Annotated in this window: 14 protein-coding genes; 6 read left to right on the forward strand and 8 right to left on the reverse strand. The window is 66.2% G+C overall.

Annotated features, from left to right (window positions below):
• Window positions 1-121: 121 nt before the first annotated feature.
• Window positions 122-2,911, reverse strand: coding sequence for a TonB-dependent receptor plug domain-containing protein (locus VG556_RS07740; RefSeq protein WP_014647912.1), 2,790 nt, complete (start codon window positions 2,909-2,911; stop codon window positions 122-124).
• Between the two features lie 213 nt (window positions 2,912-3,124).
• Between VG556_RS07740 and apbC the strand changes: the two genes are divergently transcribed.
• Together apbC and dcd are read left to right on the forward strand one after the other, a co-directional pair.
• On the forward strand, window positions 3,125-3,979 hold the full coding sequence (gene apbC / locus VG556_RS07745; protein WP_100450416.1) for an iron-sulfur cluster carrier protein ApbC: 855 nt from the start codon (window positions 3,125-3,127) through the stop codon (window positions 3,977-3,979).
• 78 nt (window positions 3,980-4,057) lie between these two features.
• Window positions 4,058-4,630: a dCTP deaminase gene (dcd, locus tag VG556_RS07750; protein ID WP_014037995.1), complete on the forward strand. Its 573-nt coding sequence runs from the start codon at window positions 4,058-4,060 to the stop codon at window positions 4,628-4,630.
• Between the two features lie 106 nt (window positions 4,631-4,736).
• Here the strand turns inward: dcd and VG556_RS07755 are convergent, their stop codons facing one another.
• The 3 genes from VG556_RS07755 to VG556_RS07765 are packed head-to-tail and all read right to left on the reverse strand — an operon-like array spanning window position 4,737 to window position 6,010.
• The gene (locus tag VG556_RS07755) at window positions 4,737-4,904 is read right to left on the reverse strand and encodes a LiaI-LiaF-like domain-containing protein (RefSeq protein ID WP_005418011.1); all 168 of its coding nucleotides are present in this window, start codon (window positions 4,902-4,904) and stop codon (window positions 4,737-4,739) included.
• 15 nt (window positions 4,905-4,919) lie between these two features.
• Window positions 4,920-5,342, reverse strand: coding sequence for an HIT domain-containing protein (locus VG556_RS07760; RefSeq protein ID WP_014647910.1), 423 nt, complete (start codon window positions 5,340-5,342; stop codon window positions 4,920-4,922).
• The gene (locus tag VG556_RS07765) at window positions 5,339-6,010 is read right to left on the reverse strand and encodes a dienelactone hydrolase family protein (RefSeq protein ID WP_032957503.1); all 672 of its coding nucleotides are present in this window, start codon (window positions 6,008-6,010) and stop codon (window positions 5,339-5,341) included. The genes VG556_RS07760 and VG556_RS07765 overlap by 4 nt, the downstream gene beginning before the upstream one ends.
• A 205-nt stretch (window positions 6,011-6,215) precedes the next feature.
• Here VG556_RS07765 and rimO point away from each other — a divergent pair, with 205 nt between their 5' ends.
• Window positions 6,216-7,577, forward strand: coding sequence for a 30S ribosomal protein S12 methylthiotransferase RimO (gene rimO, locus VG556_RS07770; RefSeq protein ID WP_049407526.1), 1,362 nt, complete (start codon window positions 6,216-6,218; stop codon window positions 7,575-7,577).
• Window positions 7,574-8,398, forward strand: a complete 825-nt coding sequence (locus VG556_RS07775) for a DUF3025 domain-containing protein (RefSeq protein WP_100450415.1) — start codon at window positions 7,574-7,576, stop codon at window positions 8,396-8,398. Before rimO ends, VG556_RS07775 begins: the two co-directional genes overlap by 4 nt.
• An 87-nt stretch (window positions 8,399-8,485) precedes the next feature.
• On the opposite strand, the gene greB is transcribed toward VG556_RS07775, so the two are convergent.
• Both greB and VG556_RS07785 read right to left on the reverse strand, forming a co-directional pair.
• Window positions 8,486-8,992, reverse strand: a complete 507-nt coding sequence (gene greB, locus VG556_RS07780) for a transcription elongation factor GreB (RefSeq protein ID WP_100450414.1) — start codon at window positions 8,990-8,992, stop codon at window positions 8,486-8,488.
• A 123-nt stretch (window positions 8,993-9,115) separates the two neighbouring features.
• Window positions 9,116-10,621, reverse strand: a complete 1,506-nt coding sequence (locus VG556_RS07785; RefSeq protein WP_046431840.1) for a helicase HerA-like domain-containing protein — start codon at window positions 10,619-10,621, stop codon at window positions 9,116-9,118.
• Between the two features lie 122 nt (window positions 10,622-10,743).
• Between VG556_RS07785 and VG556_RS07790 the strand changes: the two genes are divergently transcribed.
• The gene (locus tag VG556_RS07790) at window positions 10,744-12,354 is read left to right on the forward strand and encodes a transglycosylase SLT domain-containing protein (RefSeq protein ID WP_100450413.1); all 1,611 of its coding nucleotides are present in this window, start codon (window positions 10,744-10,746) and stop codon (window positions 12,352-12,354) included.
• A gap of 23 nt (window positions 12,355-12,377) precedes the next feature.
• Window positions 12,378-12,725: a ribonuclease E inhibitor RraB gene (locus tag VG556_RS07795; protein WP_046431838.1), complete on the forward strand. Its 348-nt coding sequence runs from the start codon at window positions 12,378-12,380 to the stop codon at window positions 12,723-12,725.
• A 112-nt stretch (window positions 12,726-12,837) separates the two neighbouring features.
• On the opposite strand, the gene asd is transcribed toward VG556_RS07795, so the two are convergent.
• Both asd and VG556_RS07805 read right to left on the reverse strand, forming a co-directional pair.
• Window positions 12,838-13,680 carry an archaetidylserine decarboxylase gene (gene asd / locus VG556_RS07800; RefSeq protein ID WP_053496464.1) on the reverse strand — a complete coding sequence of 281 codons (843 nt, stop codon included), beginning with the start codon at window positions 13,678-13,680 and terminating at the stop codon, window positions 12,838-12,840.
• Window positions 13,677-14,327 (reverse strand): SCO family protein, encoded by a 651-nt coding sequence (locus tag VG556_RS07805; protein WP_014647895.1) that lies wholly within the window; start codon window positions 14,325-14,327, stop codon window positions 13,677-13,679. The genes asd and VG556_RS07805 overlap by 4 nt, the downstream gene beginning before the upstream one ends.
• Window positions 14,328-14,409 lie beyond the last annotated feature (82 nt).

Consider the following 14,409-nt stretch of genomic DNA (forward strand, 5'->3'; position numbering starts at 1 on the left):
ACCTGCTGTAGCGGGTTTGGGCGCAGTCCAGCGAAGTACCGGGCTGGAGTCATCGTGAAACAAAAAAAGGCCCCGCCGAAGCGGGGCCTGGTCCAGACACGCAGTCCGGAATACGACGGGATCAGAAGTCGTACTTGACCTGGGCCGAGATCTGACGGCCGTAGACGCTGTAGAAGCCGTCGTTGAACGGGGTCGATTCGTTGCCCGGGTAGTTGTAGCGCTGGCCTTCCGGCAGCTTGTTGAACACGTTGTTGACCATCAGCGACAGGGTCAGATCGTCCTGCGCCTGGTAGTTCAGGCTCATGTTGTAGGTGGTGTACGAGCCCCACTTGCCGGCCTTGGCGCCGGAGGAGTGGACGTAGTCATAGCTGCGGCCGGTGTAGGCCAGGTAGTTCGGGGTGCTGCCGACGTAGTTGGCGTACAGGGTGGTGGTGAACTTGGAGATGGCCCAGCCCACCGACACATCGCCGCGCACCTTGGCGAAGTTGTCGTAGTACCACATGTTGTACGGATCGCTCAGCAGATCCAGCTTCTGTGCGCCCGGCAGCGGCACCACTTCACGCTTCAGCATGTTGGTGTAGTTGCCCGAGAACATCAGCGAACCGAAGCGGCCCAGGTCCTGCTGGTACTTGGCGCCGACGGTCACCGCTTCCAGGTTCTGGCTGGCCACGTTGAGCTTCGGGGTGTACACGCGGGCCAGGTTGCCACCGGCGTCGCGGGACACCCAGTCGGTCACGTTCTGGCAGCTGGCCGAGGTGTTGTTCGGCAGGCCGTTGCGGCACTGGTACTCGGCCAGCAGCAGCTGGTCGGTGCTCAGGGTCTTGACCTCGTTCTTGATCTTCCAGTTGTAGTAGTCGACCGACAGCGAGAAGTTGCTCACCGGGGCCCACACCACGCCCGCGCTCCACACGTCGGCGGTGATCGGCTTCAGGTCCGGGTTGCCGGACTTTTCGCTGTACACCGAGGTGGTCTTGTAGAACGAGCAGGCTTCGTCACGCAGCGCGTAGCCCATCTGGCTGCAGCGGTAGTAGTCGTTCTGGCCGGAGGCGAACGAGCCGCTCATGCCCTGGAAGGCATCGGACAGGGTCGGCGCACGGAATGCGGTGCCGTACTTGCCGCGCAGCAGCAGGCTCTCAACCGGGCGGTATTCCAGGCCGATGCTGTAGGTGGCCTTGTCAACGGTCTTGTCGGCGATCTTGAAGGCGTCGTAGCGGCCCGAGGCGCTGATGGTCAGCGACTCGAACACCGGCATGCGCAGTTCGCTGGTCACCGCGTAGTTGCTGCGGTGGCCGGCACCGGCCACGGCGGTGGCGCCCCAGGCGTTGCCATCGACGAAGGCCTGGTCGGGCGAGTAATCCCAACCTTCGCTGCCACCTTCCAGCACCACGGCCAGGCCGGCGTCGCCGCCCGGCAGGGAGAACAGCGACCCGTTGGTCACCTGCACGCGACCCAGGTTCTGCCAGGTCTTGCTGCGGTGGGTGCCATAGCCGGTGAAGCTGGCGAACTGGTCCGGGGTGATCGGCGAGTAGAACGCGGCGTAGTCCGGGTTGTAGATGCCGAAGCCATCAGCGGTGGTACCCAGGCGCGGGCCCAGCACAGTGTCGCCGAAGAAGCCTTCGATCTTGTCCTTCCAGCGCGCGAAGCGGTTCTGGTCCAGGCGGTATTCGCCGCGGGTGAAGCTGGCGCTGTAGTCCCAGTCGCCGACCATGCCCTTGCCGCCCAGGGTGACCTGGTAGGAACGGCTCTCATCGGAGTTCAGGATGTTGTTGTAGTGGCCCGGGCCGATTTCTTCCGGTGCGAAGGCGCGCTGCAGGTTCACGACCTTGCCCAGGCCCTGGTCGTAGAAGCCGCCCATCACCGACTTGGTGCCCCACCACAGGGCGCTGGAGCCGGAGGTGAACTCGGTCTTCTCCTTGCTGTACAGCACATCGGCGAACAGCTGGAAGTTGTCGTTCACGTCGAAGGTCATCGACGAGTAGAACTGGCCGCTGTTCTTGCCGTTCTTCAGGGTCTTGTAGCCGGCGCTGTACACCGAGCCGCACGATTCGCCCGATGCACGCTTGCCGACGGTGGTGGTGCCGTCGTACAGGCCTGCGACGTTGGCGCAGCGGGTCGGGTCCATCATGTACAGCTTGTTGTCGGCGTTGCCGATGACGGCAAAGTCGTTCGACGGCAGCTGTGCGGTGTAACCGACCGGGTTGTTCTGCTTGGTGATGTCACGCTGGTAGCCCCAGATCGGGCTGCCGTTTTCGATCTGCACGTTGACCAGCGCGTGGAAGCGGTCGTCGAATGCATTGAAGCCCTTGGCGGCGCTGAAGCGGATGTTGCTGCCACCACCTTCGGTGTAGGTGCCACCACGGATCGACATCGTGCCGCCGTCCATGCGTTCCTTCAGGATGATGTTGACCACGCCGGCGATCGCGTCCGAGCCGTACAGCGACGACTGGCCGCCCGGCAGGACCTCGATGCGCTCGACGATGTCGATCGGAATGCCGCTGATGTTGTTGAACGACTCGCTGCCGTTGTACAGCGCCGGATACGAGAGCATCGGGCGGCCGTTGATCAGGTACTTGGTGTAGCCCGGGTTCAGGCCGAACATGCCGGCGGCTTCGGCGCCCTGGGTGAACGCACCCGAGGTCTGTCCACCCTGCAGGCCGCCGGTGGTCAGCGACGACTGCTGCAGAACTTCAGCAACGCTGCTGAAGCCGCGGGTCTGGATGTCTTCGGCGGTGATGGACATCACCGGGGTCTGGGTTTCGACCTGGGTCTGCGGGATCAGCGAACCGGTGACGGTGATCTTGTCCAGGTTGGTCGCCTTGTCCTGGGCCATTGCCGGGGCGGCGGCCATCAGAGCGGACATCAGGGCGACGGCGAGCGTGTTGCGACGTGCGGTATTGCTGACGTGTTTCATGTAATTCCATTGGAGAGCAAAAACAAAAACGGCACTGCGCATGCGCCATCGCGCGGGCTGGAATATCCGGCTCCGCAGCTCAAAACAGTGCTCATCGAACGTAACATGAACTTAACAATCTGTGCACGAATCTGTCGCATTCCTGAATTTCAGTCAGCTTGCATCCAGCTTGTATGATGTCGGGTTATCCCCCTGACCCCGCCGGTGCCCGTTGTGAACAGTTCTCCCCGCCGTCCCCATGTCAGCCAGGTCCAGAAGGGACTTACGCCGCATGCCCGCATCCGCAACGTGATCGCGGTCGGTTCGGGCAAGGGCGGCGTCGGCAAGTCCACCACCTCGGTGAACCTGGCCGTGGCGCTGCAGCAGGTCGGCGCGCGCGTGGGCGTGCTCGATGCGGACATCTACGGGCCGAGCGTGCCGGCCATGCTGGGCCTGTCCGGTCGCCCGGAAAGCCCGGACAACAAGAGCATCGAGCCGTTGCGTGCCTTTGGCGTGGACACCATGTCGATCGGCTACCTGATCGAAGAGGACACGCCGATGATCTGGCGGGGCCCGATGGCCACCTCGGCGATGACCCAGCTGTTCAACGACACCCTGTGGGACGACCTGGATTTCCTGCTGATCGACCTGCCGCCGGGCACCGGTGACATCCAGCTGACCCTGACCCAGAAGATTCCGCTGGCCGGTGCGGTGATCGTCACCACGCCGCAGGACATCGCCACGCTGGACGCAAAGAAAGCGCTGAAGATGTTCGAGAAGGTCGAGGTGCCGGTGCTGGGCATCGTCGAGAACATGGCGGTGCACACCTGCAGCAGTTGCGGGCACATCGAGCACCTGTTCGGCGAGGGCGGCGGCGAGCGCATGGCCGCGCAGTACGGCGTGCCGCTGCTGGGCTCTCTGCCCCTGCAGATCGGCATCCGTGAACAGGGCGATGCAGGCACCCCGATCACCGTCGCCCAGCCGGATTCGGCGCCGGCCCAGGCCTACCGCCATGCCGCACAGCGCCTGATCGAGGAAGTGGGCAGGCGCCCGCGGGCTTCGATCCCGATCCTGTCGTCGCTGCTGTAAGGGCCGGGGCAGGGGCCGCCGGCCGAGGCCGGGCCCCTGCTAGAATCCTCGCGCCCCCTCGTACCCCCAGGACAAAGCATGAGCATCAAGAGTGACCGTTGGATCCGCCGCATGTCCGAGCAGCACGGCATGATCGAGCCGTTCGAGGCCGGGCAGGTGAAGCAGGCCAACGGCCAGCGCATCGTCAGCTATGGCACGTCCAGCTATGGCTACGACGTGCGCTGCTCGCGCGAGTTCAAGGTGTTCACCAACATCAACTCGACGATCGTCGATCCCAAGCACTTCGACTCGGGCAGCTTCGTCGACATCACCGCCGACGAATGCATCATCCCGCCGAACAGCTTCGCGCTGGCGCGTACCGTCGAGTACTTCCGCATCCCGCGCGATACCCTGGTGGTGTGCCTGGGCAAGAGCACCTACGCGCGCTGCGGCATCATCGTCAACGTGACGCCGCTGGAGCCGGAATGGGAAGGCCACGTCACCCTGGAATTCAGCAACACCACGCCGCTGCCGGCGCGCATCTACGCCAACGAAGGCGTGGCACAGATGCTGTTCTTCCAGGCGGCCGCCGATGACGTCTGCGAGACGTCCTACCGCGACCGTGGCGGCAAGTACCAGGGCCAGACCGGCGTGACCCTGCCGCGGACCTGACGATTGCAGGCGATTTGTAGAGCCGAGCCATGCTCGGCTGCCCTGCATTGAAGCCGAGCATGGCTCGGCTCTACATGAGGGAAGGCGGCGCAATGCGCCGCCTTCCTTATTTGCCGCGACCGAACAGCATCGCGATGCCGACACCAACCAGGGCCACCGGCCACCAGGTCAACAGCAGCTTGGACAGGTTCAGGTGCGTCCAGCCGAGATTGCTGGCGAGCATGAACAGGCCGATCAGGATCAGCAGGACGGCGGCAACGAGGTTGAATCGCATCGGGTCGGCGAAGGCTCAGGACTGGGCCGGATATCCTAGCCGTTCCTTCCAGTAGGCGACATGCTGGTCCAGCGCCGCCGGCTCGTAGCGGTGCGCCGGGCCACTGCCCCAGACCGGGCCCGGCCAGGCCGGATCACCGTCATGGCGGCCGATGACATGGAAGTGCAGCTGGCGCACGATGTTGCCCAGCGCCCCGATGTTGATCTTCTCCACCCCGTCTGCGCCCTTCAGGGCCTTGCAGGCGCGGTTGAGCTCGGTGCGCAGCTTGTCCTGCTGCTCGCCGTCCAGCTCGATCCACTCGGTCACCCCGGCCAGGCGCGGTACCAGCACCAGCCAGGGGAATCGTTCGTCGTTCATCAGCCGCACTTGCGACAACGGTCCTTCCGCCACCAGCACGCTATCGGTGGCCAGGCGTGAATCGAGTTCGAATTCGCTCATCCAAGATGCTCCGAGAAGAAGTCCAGGGTGCGTTGCAGCGCCAGGGCGGCGCTGTCTGGATCATACGCATGTCCGACCTCCCGGTTGAAGGCGTGATCGGCCGGATAGACGTAGGTGGCCATCTGCGGCAGCTTCTCGCGGTGGGCCTGGACCGCTTCCGGCGGGATGCTGCGGTCCTGGGCGCCGAAGTGGAAGATCACCGGGGCCTTGGGCGCCTCGTCGAGGAACTGCACGTTGCGCGCACCGTAGTAGCTGACCGACGGCAGCCCCAGGCGCAGTGCGGACAGCATCGCCACCGTGCCGCCCCAGCAGTAGCCGACGGTGCCGACCTTGCCGTAGGGCGCCAGCCGGGTGGCCGCCGCGCGCACGACCTCCAGCGCCCGTTCCATGCCCAGCGCGCCGACCCGTTCCAGGCCCTGCTTCACGCCCTCGGCGTCGTAGGGCAGCGCATCCGGGTCGGCGTCGGGGCCGTCGACCAGGTCGAAGAACGAGGGCGCCAGCACCGCATAGCCTTCGGCTGCGAAGCGCTCGGCCACGCTGCGGATGTGCGGGTTGGCGCCGAAGATTTCCTGCACCACCACCAGGCCGCCGCGCGCGGTGCCGTCCGGCAGGGCCTGCCAGGCCCGTACCGGGCCGTGATGCGTATCCAGGGTGATCCACTCGGCCATCGTCATCTACTCTCGTTGCAGGGGACAGGGCTGCATTGTCGTTGCTGCGCGGGTTAGCGCGGTGTCAGCGGCTGTGCGCGATCGGGCGGCTGGGCGTTCAGAGGGCGGCTGCCAACCCCGGTATACTGGCGCCCTTTCAGGCCCCGGCCCCCAGGAACCCCTGCCATGCCGGCAGGGGCCCAGGCCCCCAGAGTCCCGCGATTCCATGTCCCAGCTGAACCCCAAAGTCGGCTTCGTCAGCCTTGGCTGCCCGAAGGCCCTCGTCGATTCCGAGCGCATCCTCACCCAGCTCCGCTCGGAAGGCTACGACATCGTCCCGTCCTACGATTCGGCCGACGTGGTGGTGGTCAACACCTGTGGCTTCATCGATTCGGCGGTGACCGAGTCGCTGGATGCCATTGGCGAGGCGATGAACCAGAACGGCAAGGTCATCGTCACCGGCTGCCTGGGCAAGCGCCCTGAGCAGATCCGCGAGGCGTACCCCAACGTGCTGGCGGTGTCCGGCCCGCAGGATTACCAGAGCGTGATGGAAGCGGTGCATGAAGCACTGCCGCCCAAGCACGATCCGTTCGTGGATCTGGTGCCCGACTACGGCATCAAGCTGACCCCGCGCCATTACGCCTACCTGAAGATTTCCGAAGGCTGCAACCACAAGTGCAGCTTCTGCATCATTCCGTCGATGCGCGGCAAGCTGGTCTCGCGCCCGGTGGATGAGGTGCTGCGCGAAGCCGAGCGCCTGGTGCGTGGTGGCGTGCGTGAGCTGCTGGTGGTTTCGCAGGACACCTCGGCCTACGGCGTGGACGTGAAGTACGCCGAAAAGATGTGGCGCGACAAGGCCTACCAGACCCGCCTGAAGGCGCTGTGCGAAGGCCTGTCCGAGCTGGATGCGTGGGTGCGCATGCACTACGTCTACCCGTATCCGCACGTGGACGAAGTGGTGCCGCTGATGGCCGAGAACCGCATTCTGCCGTACCTGGACATCCCGTTCCAGCATGCGAGTCCGCGCATCCTGCGCCTGATGAAGCGCCCCGGTGCGGTCGAGAAGACCCTGGAGCGCGTGCAGAACTGGCGCCGTATCGCGCCGGACATCACCGTGCGTTCGACCTTCATCGTCGGCTTCCCGGGCGAGACCGAGTCCGAGTTCGAAGAACTGCTGTCGTTCCTCGACGAAGCGCAGCTGGATCGCGTGGGTGCGTTCGCCTATTCGCCGGTCGAGGGGGCCACCGCCAACGATCTGCCCGATGCTGTGCCGGAGGAAGTGAAGCAGGAGCGTCTGGCCCGCTTCATGGAGAAGCAGGCGCAGATCTCCGCCGCACGACTGGAGGCCAAGATCGGCACCGTGCAGCAGTGCCTGGTCGACGCCATCGAAGGCGATATCGCCGTGGCCCGTTCCAGGGCCGATGCGCCGGAGATCGACGGACTGGTGCACATCCAGAACGCCGACCAGGTGCCGCTGCGCGTGGGCGAATTCGTCGACGTGGAAATCACCGAGAGCGACGAGCACGACCTGTACGGTGACGCGCTGCCCGCCGCTACCCGCCCGGCATTCGACCTCAAGATGCTGTGACCGCAGCGACGACCGCCGCCAGTGACGGGGGCGGCGTCCGGCGCTTCGTACCGCCGCCACGTGCGGCGATCGATCCGCAGGTGTTCGCGCAGCCGCTGTTTGCCGGGCTGCAGGATTTCCGTGATCTGCTGGATGGCCCCCACTGGCCGTCCATCGCGGCGCTTGACGCACGCCTGTCCCTGCCGGGTTGGCAGCTGGTCGAACAGGATGCCGCGTTGCTGGCCGATGGCCTGCACTACGAGGCCCGCATCGCGCAGGGGCGCATCGCCACCCGTGCCGACAACTGGCACGACCTGTTCAACGCGCTGGTGTGGGCCTCCCACCCAAAGCTCAAGCGGGCACTCAACGTGCAGCAGTGCCGGCATATCGAAGCCATGCCACCCGGCCAGCGCAACCGCGCGCAGGCCGCCTTGACCCAGTTCGACGAAACCGGCGTGATCGTGCGTGTGGGTGATGTCACGTTGCTGCGCGCGTGGGATGGGCATGACTGGCCTGCGTTGTTCGAGCCAACGCGCTGGCAGAGCGGTGACATCGCCATTGCCACGGTATTCGGGCACGCGTTGATGGAACAGGCACTGCTGCCGGGGCGATTGCTGGTGGGCAAGTGCGTGGTGGTGCAGGGTGATGCCGATGCTGCCTGCGTCGACGCGGTGACTGCGGCCATTGCCGAAGGCAGGGCAGTGACCGATCCGCTGCAGCTGCGGCCCCTGCCGTTGGCCGGTGTTCCTGGCTGGCATGGCGTGCAGGATTCCGCCTTCTATCGCAATGCCGAGTATTTCCGCCCGTTGCGTGCAGGGCGCACATACCCGCCGCCGTTGTAGAGCCGAGCCCATGCTCGGCTGCGTTTGCCCATCAGCCGAGCATGGGCTCGGCTCTACAACGGCAGCGAGGTCGGGCATGACTCGACTCTACAACGGCGCGTACTCCACCCCGATCACCGTAAAGGTAAATTGCCCGCCGGGCAGCTCCACCGAGAATTCATCATCCAGTCGCTTCTTCAGCAGCGCCCGCGCCAACGGCGAATCGATGCTGATCCAGCCCAGCCCGGCATCGGTCTCATCCGGCCCGACAATGCGATAGCGGCTGGTCTCGCCACTGTCCACATTCTCCAGTTCCACCCATGCGCCGAAGAACACCGCCAGCGGGTCGGTCGGCGTGGTGTCGACCACGCGCAGTGATTCCAGCCGCTTGGTCAGGTAGCGCACGCGACGATCGATCTCGCCCAGCTGCTTCTTGCGATAGGTGTATTCGGCGTTCTCGGAGCGGTCACCTTCCGCGGCGGCCGCGGCCAGTGCCTTCACCACCTCCGGGCGGCGCACACGCCACAGCTCATCCAGTTCGGCCTTCAGCCGGGCATGCCCGGAGGCGGTGATCAGGGCCGTGCTTTTTTCTGCGGGGGGACGCCAACGCGACATGCAATACGACTTCTTTTCCGGATGACGAATGGGGAGCGGGGTCGGAGCCCTCCCTGGCGGGGGGTCGACCCTGGGGTCAGATCCCTTTCCAGCGGAAAGGGCTCTGACCCCGGCCGTGGCAGATCAACGCTTTCCGCCGAAGATGCCACCCAGGATGCCGCGCACGATCTGGTTGCCCAGCTTGGTGCCGACGGTGCGCGTGGTCTGCTTGGCCATCGTCTCGATCATGCCCTGGCGGCGCTTGGTGCCGAAGATCGCATCCTTGATCGCCTGGCCGAAACCGCCTTCCTGCGCTTCGTCCTGTTCGCGGCTGCGCGCGGCCGGCGCCTGCGCCTGTTCGACAGTCTTCTGTGCACGCTGGGCCAGCAGTTCGGCGGCCGATTCGCGGTTGATCGCGGTGTCGTAGCGACTGCCGACCGGGCTGCCGGCACGCACCTGGGCGCGCTCGGCTTCGGTGATCGGCCCCATCCGGCAGCGTGGCGGCGCGATCATGGTCTGCTGCACCGGCATCGGGATGCCCTTGTCCTGCAGCGTGGAGACCAGGGCCTCACCAGTGCCGAGCTGGCTCAGTACCTTGGCCACGTCCAGCTTCGGGTTCGGCACGAAGGTTTCGGCCGCGGTCTTCACCGCCTTCTGGTCGCGCGGGGTGAACGCGCGCAGTGCGTGCTGCACGCGGTTGCCGAGCTGGCCGAGGATGTTGCCTGGCACGTCGTCGGGGAACTGCGAGCAGAAATACACGCCCACACCCTTGGAGCGGATCAGGCGCACCACCTGCTCGATGCGCTGCACCAGCGATGGCGGCGCATCGTCGAACAGCAGGTGTGCCTCGTCGAAGATGAAGACCAGCTTCGGCTTGTCCAGGTCGCCCACTTCCGGCAGCTGCTCGAACAGCTCCGACAGCAGCCACAGCAGGAAGGTGGAGTACAGCTTGGGCTTGAGTACCAGCTGGTCGGCGGCGAGGATGCCGATCATGCCGCGGCCGTCGTGGTTGACCCGCATGATGTCGGCCAGCTCCAGCGCAGGTTCGCCGAAGAAGTGCTCGCCACCGTCCTGCGCCAGGCGCAGCACCGAACGCTGGATCGCGGCGATCGACTGCGCGCTGACCAGGCCGTACTCGGTGGAGATGTCCTTGCGCTCCTCGGCGACGAGGCCGAGCAGGGCGCGCAGGTCGTCCATGTCCAGCAGCAGCAGGCCGCGGTCGTCGGCCAGCTTGAACACGATGTCGAGCACGCCGGACTGGGTGTCGTTCAACTCGAGGATGCGCGCCAGCAGGGTCGGGCCCATTTCGCTGACGGTGGTGCGCACCGGGTGGCCCAGCTTGCCGTACAGGTCCCAGAAGAGGGTGGGGCTGGCGGCCGGCGCATAGTCGGCCACGCCGATCTCGGCGGCACGCTGGAGCAGGTTCTCGGCACCGCTGCCGGGCACGGCCAGGCCGGAGACATCGCCCTTCACATCGGCCAGGAACACCGGCACGCCCAGTCGCGAGAAGCCCTCGGCCAGCGTCATCAGGGTCACGGTCTTGCCGGTACCGGTGGCGCCGGCCACCAGGCCGTGGCGGTTGCCGAGTTTCGGCAGCAGGGTGACGGCAATATCGTCGGTAATGCCTTTGCCGAGCAGAATCGGATCCATGGTCCAGCCCTTGTGATGAATAGCCCAATGTTAACCGCCGGCAGTGACGGTCCGAAGGTCGGCTTGCCCGGACCTTGGCGGCGCCGCTACTCTGCCTGCCTGTTTCGCACACAGTGCCATCAATGCCCGTTCCTGTCCTGATTTCCCGCGGTTGGCCGCTGCTGGCCCTGGCCGGCCTGGTTTCCCTGGCGCCCGACGCCCATGCGCAGCGGGTTTCGGCCCGGGACAAGGTGAAGGTGGATGCGCTGCAGCAGCGCATGACCGCCGCCGAAAAGCGCTACAGCGACGCCCTGCTGCTGGTCGCCAATGCCGACCCCAAGGGCAGCAACGAGGCCGACGCCGCGCTGGAGGACATGGAAGATGTCCTCAACGACTGCGTGAAGCAGAAGGGCTGCCAGATGGGCACCCTGCTGGCCAGCTACAAGCGCCTGCTCAAGCACGACGCCGATGCCGCTGCCAGCGATGACGTGGCCGACGAGGGGGGTGACCGCCTGGAAGCCGACCCGGATCACATCGGCCCGCTGACCGCGGACGTGCCCGAGGCCGCGCGCGCTGCCGCGCTGCTGAACGACAAGCGGCACGCCTTCGACAGCATGGTCGAGTACAACCCGGCGGTGCAGGCCGGCATCCGTCGCTGGCTGACCGACATGCGTCCGGCGCTGCTGACCAGCTACGAGAACTACCAGAACCTGCGCGCGGTGATGTGGCCGGAGTGGGAGAAGCGTGGCCTGCCCGAGGCGCTGCTGTTCGGCATCATGGCCAAGGAATCCAACGGCCGCGTGCACGCCTCCTCGCGTGCCGGCGCCGCCGGCCTGATGCAGTTCATGCCGGCCACTGGCCGTCGCTTCGGCCTCGGCCCGGATGGCACCGGCTTCGACACGCGCTTCGATGCGCGCAGCGCCGCCGAGGCCAGCGCCAGCTACCTCAACGAACGCCTGCGCGAACTGAACAACAACGTGGAAATGTCGGTGGCCGCCTACAACGGTGGCGAAGGCCGTGCCGCACGCGTGTTCAAGCAGAGCGCCGGCCAGAGCTTCTGGACCGACAGTGTCTACAACCAGTTCCCGGGCGAGACCAAGGACTATGTGCCGATGGTGATTGCCGCGGCCTGGATCTTCCTGCACCCGCAGCAGTATGGCGTGGAGTTCCCGAAGATCAGCGCGCAGCCGGCCACGCTGCGCCTGGCCAAGTCCACCACCATCTATGAACTGACCATCTGCCTGGGCAGCCACGGCACCCGTGATGGCTACATGCGCGCGCTGCGCAACCTCAACCCGCGCTATGAAGCCGATGGCTGGATTCCGGCCGGCACCCTGATCAACGCCACCACCCGCATCGCCGGGCTGTACCAGCGCAACTGCGTCAGTGGCCCGCGTGCCGACCTGGCCCGCACCCTGATCACCGCCGATCTGAACGCGGCGATCAAGCGCCCGACCGTGGCCAGCTACACCGGCAGCGTCGCCGTGGGCGGCGTGGTGCCGGTGGCCGACGCTGCGGCCTCCACCAGTGTGCCGACCACGCCGGTGGCGGCGGTGGCGACGCCTCGCCCGGCGCCGGCCCCGCGCCCGAAGCCGGTGCGCAGCCACAAGGTGGGCAAGGGCGAGACCCTGGGCGCCATCGCGGCGAAGTTCCAGTGCGACGTGCCGACCCTGGCCCGCGCCAACGGCCTGAAGGCCCCGGCCTACAGCCTGCGCCACGGCCAGACGCTGAAGCTGCAGGGCTGCGACAAGTAATTCCCCCGACCCCTGGAACCCGCATGGATCTCGAAGACACCCGCAACCTGTTCGCCAACCTCCGCGAAAACACCGACTGGGACATCAACGGCCCGTTGCTGTGGGGGTACTTCTTCGTGCACTCCACTGCTGAGCCGTTGCAGGCACTGGCAGAGCACCTGCAGGCGCAGGGCTACACCTTCGTGGAACTGTTCGAACAAGATCCGGAAGAGGGTGACGCGCCGTTCCACGTGCTGCATGTGGAGCGCGTGGAGATCCACGACGAAGCCTCGCTGGACCGTCGCAACCAGGAATTCGCAGCGCTGGCCGCGGAGAAGGGCGTGGAAGACTACGACGGCATGGACGTCGGCCCGGCCCCGGCCCTGCAGTAACGCGCGTACCGGTAGTGCCGGCCGCTGGCCGGCATCCCGTTGTGGAAAAAGGGGACGGAGGGGATTAAGTCGTTTATGCATAAACGACTTAATCCCCTCCGTCCCCTTTTTATCAGCGCAGCTTCGCCAGGGCCTGGCCCAGCTGTACCGGGCTTTCGGCGCCCAGCTGCGGGGCGAATTCGGCCACGCCCGGCGGCAGCAGCACGATCACGGTCGAGCCATAGTTGAAGCGTGCCATCTCGGCGAAACGCTCCAGCTTGATGCCCTGGCCGCGGTAGTCCTTGCGGGTGATGCGGTCGCCGTAGTGCGGAATCTCCTCGCCGCTCCACACGGTTTCCACGCCGGACACCAGCAGTGCACCGACCATCACGCTGACCATCGGGCCGAAGCTGGTGTCGAAGTGGCAGACCAGGCGCTCGTTGCGGGCGAACAGGCGCGGTACGCCGTTCACTGCCGCCGGACCAACGCTGAACAGGCGCCCCGGCACGTGCACGGTCTCACGCAGGGTGCCGGTCCAGGGCATGTGCACGCGGTGGTAATCGCGCGGCGACAGGTACACCGTGGCGTAGAGGCCATCGTTGTATGGCTTGGCGTCCTCGTCACTGCCCAGCAGTTCGGCAGCGGTGAATGACTGGCCCTTGGCCTGGAAAATGCGGCCGGCCTCGATCCTGCCGAGCTGGCTGATGCGGCCGTCGGCCGGCATCACCAGGCTGCGCGGATCGGCATCGGCCACGCGTGCGCCCGGCTTCAGCGCACGGGTGAAGAACTGGTTGAAGGTCGAATAGCTGCGCGGGTCCGGGTTGGCCGCTTCGTCCAGGTTGACGTTGAACTTGCGGGTGACCGTGTCGATCAGCCAGCGCGACACGCGCGGATCGTCCGAGTACGCCAGCGAACGCGCCATCGAGGACAGCAGGCGGTGGGGCAGGGCATACGTCAGGGCGGTGGTGAGGCTCATGGGGCGGTTTTCTCGGTCAGCTTCTGCAGGTCGCGGGCGATCGCCGGCGCGTTGAACGGGGGGCGTACCAGGCCGGCGAGGCGGCCCTGCGGGTCGAGCACGGCCAGGCTGGCCGAATGCTCGACGGTGTAATCCTCGGGGTTCTCGTCGAAATGCTTGCCCGGCACCTTCTGGAACACGAAGCCCAATGAGGTGGCGAAGCGCTCCAGCGAGGGAACGTCAGCGGTGGCGGCCAGGGTGTCCTTGTGGAAGCCGTGCACGTACTCGCCCAGGCGGGTGGCGCTGTCGCGGTCGGGGTCGACCGAGATGAACAGCACGCGTGGGCGCAGGCTGTCGGGCAGGGCTTCCCACTGGTTCTGCGCGCCGGCCAGCGCGGCCAGCGTGGTCGGGCAGACGTCCGGGCAGAAGGTGAAGCCCAGGAACACCAGGGTCCAGTGGCCCTTCAGTTCGCCCGGGATCAGGCGGGTGCCGTCGGACTGGGCCAGGTTGAAGTCGGGCAGTTCGCGCGGCTGTGGGTACAGCGTGATCGCTTCGGTGGCCGGGGCATTGGCCGGCGGCTTCGGCGCGAACACCTGCTGGGCGGCCAGCAGGCCGAGACCCGCCGCCAGGGCGATCAGCAGGATGATGCCGGCGTTGCGATTGAACATGGGGGCTCCCGCGCGAAGTGGGCCCCATCATACCGGCTGTGGCCCGAATCGTTTCCGCCGCAACGGATGCCGCCACGGGCGC

Source organism: Stenotrophomonas sp. CASM106, from assembly GCF_049384825.1.
GTDB classification, from domain to species: Bacteria; Pseudomonadota; Gammaproteobacteria; order Xanthomonadales; family Xanthomonadaceae; genus Stenotrophomonas; species Stenotrophomonas muris.

Coding starts and splice junctions, on each gene's coding strand:
- VG556_RS07740 (WP_014647912.1), bottom strand. CDS start 2,911: ATGAAACACGTCAGCAATACCGCACGTCGCAACACGCTCGCCGTCGCC.
- dcd (WP_014037995.1), top strand. CDS start 4,058: ATGAGCATCAAGAGTGACCGTTGGATCCGCCGCATGTCCGAGCAGCAC.
- VG556_RS07755 (WP_005418011.1), bottom strand. CDS start 4,904: ATGCGATTCAACCTCGTTGCCGCCGTCCTGCTGATCCTGATCGGCCTG.
- VG556_RS07760 (WP_014647910.1), bottom strand. CDS start 5,342: ATGAGCGAATTCGAACTCGATTCACGCCTGGCCACCGATAGCGTGCTG.
- VG556_RS07765 (WP_032957503.1), bottom strand. CDS start 6,010: ATGGCCGAGTGGATCACCCTGGATACGCATCACGGCCCGGTACGGGCC.
- rimO (WP_049407526.1), top strand. CDS start 6,216: ATGTCCCAGCTGAACCCCAAAGTCGGCTTCGTCAGCCTTGGCTGCCCG.
- greB (WP_100450414.1), bottom strand. CDS start 8,992: ATGTCGCGTTGGCGTCCCCCCGCAGAAAAAAGCACGGCCCTGATCACC.
- VG556_RS07785 (WP_046431840.1), bottom strand. CDS start 10,621: ATGGATCCGATTCTGCTCGGCAAAGGCATTACCGACGATATTGCCGTC.
- VG556_RS07790 (WP_100450413.1), top strand. CDS start 10,744: ATGCCCGTTCCTGTCCTGATTTCCCGCGGTTGGCCGCTGCTGGCCCTG.
- VG556_RS07795 (WP_046431838.1), top strand. CDS start 12,378: ATGGATCTCGAAGACACCCGCAACCTGTTCGCCAACCTCCGCGAAAAC.
- asd (WP_053496464.1), bottom strand. CDS start 13,680: ATGAGCCTCACCACCGCCCTGACGTATGCCCTGCCCCACCGCCTGCTG.
- VG556_RS07805 (WP_014647895.1), bottom strand. CDS start 14,327: ATGTTCAATCGCAACGCCGGCATCATCCTGCTGATCGCCCTGGCGGCG.